The sequence below is a fragment of the Streptomyces sp. NPDC057543 genome (assembly GCF_042801895.1).
Taxonomy (GTDB): domain Bacteria; phylum Actinomycetota; class Actinomycetes; order Streptomycetales; family Streptomycetaceae; genus Streptomyces.
The window spans coordinates 1-2,456 of sequence record NZ_JBHVFF010000533.1; the positions used below are offsets into that span (position 1 = coordinate 1).

3 protein-coding genes are annotated in these 2,456 nt (G+C 70.6%); 1 reads left to right on the forward strand and 2 read right to left on the reverse strand.

All coding sequences use genetic code 11. The features are described 5' to 3' along the window. Positions 1-35: 35 nt before the first annotated feature. Both ACFU8Q_RS40965 and ACFU8Q_RS40970 read right to left on the reverse strand, forming a co-directional pair. Entirely contained in the window at positions 36-359 is a 324-nt protein-coding gene (locus ACFU8Q_RS40965; protein ID WP_384465160.1) for a plasmid stabilization protein, read from the reverse strand. A 119-nt stretch (positions 360-478) separates the two neighbouring features. Next, the gene (locus ACFU8Q_RS40970) at positions 479-1,594 is read right to left on the reverse strand and encodes a chemotaxis protein (protein WP_384465162.1); all 1,116 of its coding nucleotides are present in this window, start codon (positions 1,592-1,594) and stop codon (positions 479-481) included. A 186-nt stretch (positions 1,595-1,780) separates the two neighbouring features. Here ACFU8Q_RS40970 and ACFU8Q_RS40975 point away from each other — a divergent pair, with 186 nt between their 5' ends. Continuing rightward, the gene (locus tag ACFU8Q_RS40975) at positions 1,781-2,347 is read left to right on the forward strand and encodes a hypothetical protein (RefSeq protein ID WP_384465165.1); all 567 of its coding nucleotides are present in this window, start codon (positions 1,781-1,783) and stop codon (positions 2,345-2,347) included. The last annotated feature ends 109 nt before the right edge of the window (positions 2,348-2,456 follow it).

Sequence of the window (2,456 nt, forward strand, 5' to 3'; positions counted from 1 at the left end):
GGCTGACACCGCTCCGGGCCCGGTGCGCGGGCGGCTCAGCGGCCGAGTGCTCGTTCCAGCTCGGCCTTCGTCATGTGCGACCGCCCGTGGACGTTCTTCTTCTTCGCCTCTTCGTAGAGCTGCTCGCGCGTCGGACCCTCGGCTCCGCTGTGGGAGCGCAGACCGCCGCGGCGGGAGGACGACATGTCCTCGATGGACGTGCGGCTCGCGGTCCTCGACTCACCGGCGCGGGCACGCTCCTTGTTGACCGTACGGGCCGCGATCTCCTCGGCCCGGTCCTCGCTGACCCCGCGCTCCTGAGCGCTCTCCTTGATGTGTTCGTACTGCCGTTCCCGTTTGGGGTTGGATCCGCTTGGCATGGTGCGATCACTCCTCTCCCTGGGGTCCGATCGGGGTTCTCTCCAGTGTCCCAGCGGCCTCGGTGACCCGCACGCCTGTCGCGTACCCGGTGCGGCGAACGGAGGGTCGCCCGGCCCGCTCAGTAGCGCAGGGCCGCCGCGATGCGGCCGCTTTCGGTGAGCGCGTCGTCCGCCAGGAAGACCACGTCGGCGCCGCTGTCCAGGGCCGCCTCGACGAGCTCGTCGACGATGTCCTCACGGACCGAGCTGTCCGTGAGGTCCGCGGCTTCGCCGCTCACCGGTTCGAGGTGTTCGTCCGCCACCCGCACCGTCTGCTGGAAGTGCTCCTCCACCGCGACCAGGCCGGCGCGTCCTTCCCGTACCGCGGCCCACACCTCGTCGAGACCACCGGCGAACGCACGGCGGCCACGCGCCTCGTCCAGCCTGCCGTCGATCTCCGCGGCGAACCGCTGCCGCCGCTTGTCGAGCGCGGGCCGGAGCTCCTTCAGTAGATCGCTCGGCGTCATGTCGGCCGGCACGCCCTTGGCGACCCGGCCCACGGCAAACTTGGCGCTCTCCCCGACCTCGTCCAGAAGGGCGAGCGCGGGCGCGAGGCCGACCAGGTACAGCGGGCGCGGGTCCTCGGCCAGTGCCGCGCGCAGCTTCTCGTCCACCGTGCGCAGGAAGTTGCGCGTCTCCTCGTCGGTGAAGGTGCTCGGGGTGTCGCCGATCTGCTCCTCGCGCTGCGGGTTGGGCGCCTCCCGCGGAGCCGTCAGCGGGAATCCGACGGTCCGCTCCTCGTTCAGGACGTCCTGCGTGCCGCTCCACAGGACGGCGTGTTCGGCCGACACGGTGAGCGCCCAGAACGGCTGGGCCTGAGCCTTCGCGGCGACCAGATTGCGGGTCAGATACGTGTCGCTGAGCACCACCCGTTCGGGCGCGGTACGGGGAATCTGCCAGATCTGGTGCTCGTCGGCGGTGGCGAGGACGACCAGGGCGTCCAGGGCCCGGCGCGGGTCCAGCTCGGTGACCGCCCGGTCGAGTTGCTCCTTGACGGCGTTCCCGGCCTCGTGGGTGACGGCGGGGTCCGCTTGCAGCCGGCCGACGGCCTGGGCCACCAGATTGCGCAGCCGTACCGCGTCCTGGGCGTTGTCCGGAGCGCGGCGGTGCGTCGGCATGGTCAGGGACAGGGCCGGATAGGGCCTGGCCGCCCGCAGTTCCTTCAACAGGCCGGTGGTCAGGGCGTCCGTGTCCATCGTTCTCTCCCAGGGGCCGGTATCCGCTCCCGAGTGAAGCGGGTGAATTCAACGAGTTAATTCATACCGTTTGAACCTAATATGGGCGAGTTGTTGGTTATTGGTCCGAGGAGGTGTCCTGCGGCTCCTCGCCTTCCTTTTTCTCCCGCGCGCCTTCCGGCGATCATCCGAATAGACGGAGTGTCCGTGAACCCGACCAGCCCCTTGCGCCACGCCTTTGGCGGCCGCGCAGTCCGTATTCCGGCCCTCGCCGTGCTGGCCGCGGTGATCGTCGCCGGTACCGCCGCCTGTGGCGGATCCGGGACCACCTCGCCGGGCACGGCCAGAGGTACCCGTACGGTGTCCCCGGAACCGGCCCTGACCCGGTCCGCGAGTGCCACCCCGCGTACCCAGAAGGAGTTCGCCGCCTCGGTCGCCGCCGCGGCCGAGCGCGACCGGCAGAAGGCCGTCAAGCAGCTCGAAGGCGTTCACGGACAGGGCAATGCGGTCAAGGACGTCTCGGTGACGGGGCTGGCGGTCGAGAAGTCCGAGAAGTTCCGCAGCGCTCTCGTCCGGGTCACCAACCGCACGGACAAGGCGGCCTTCTACGCCGTGAAGGTGGAGTTCGCCGACTCCTCCGGCAAGGTGCTCGACTCCGTGGTGCTCGGCTTCGCGGACGTCCCGCCCGGCCGGACCGTCAGTCAGCACGCCAACAGCAGCAAGGCGGCCGGAGTCAAGACGTTTCCCCGGATCGCGCAGGCCGAGCGCGGCTGACGGCCGGGGCCGCGACCGGGGGAGACGGGCGCCGTGACGCCGGACCTGCGGCCGGCGACGTGTGCATCGCCGTGGCCGAACCGGCGGACCATCTCGCCCTGTTCCCCGG

Coding starts and splice junctions, on each gene's coding strand:
- ACFU8Q_RS40970 (WP_384465162.1), bottom strand. CDS start 1,594: ATGGACACGGACGCCCTGACCACCGGCCTGTTGAAGGAACTGCGGGCG.
- ACFU8Q_RS40965 (WP_384465160.1), bottom strand. CDS start 359: ATGCCAAGCGGATCCAACCCCAAACGGGAACGGCAGTACGAACACATC.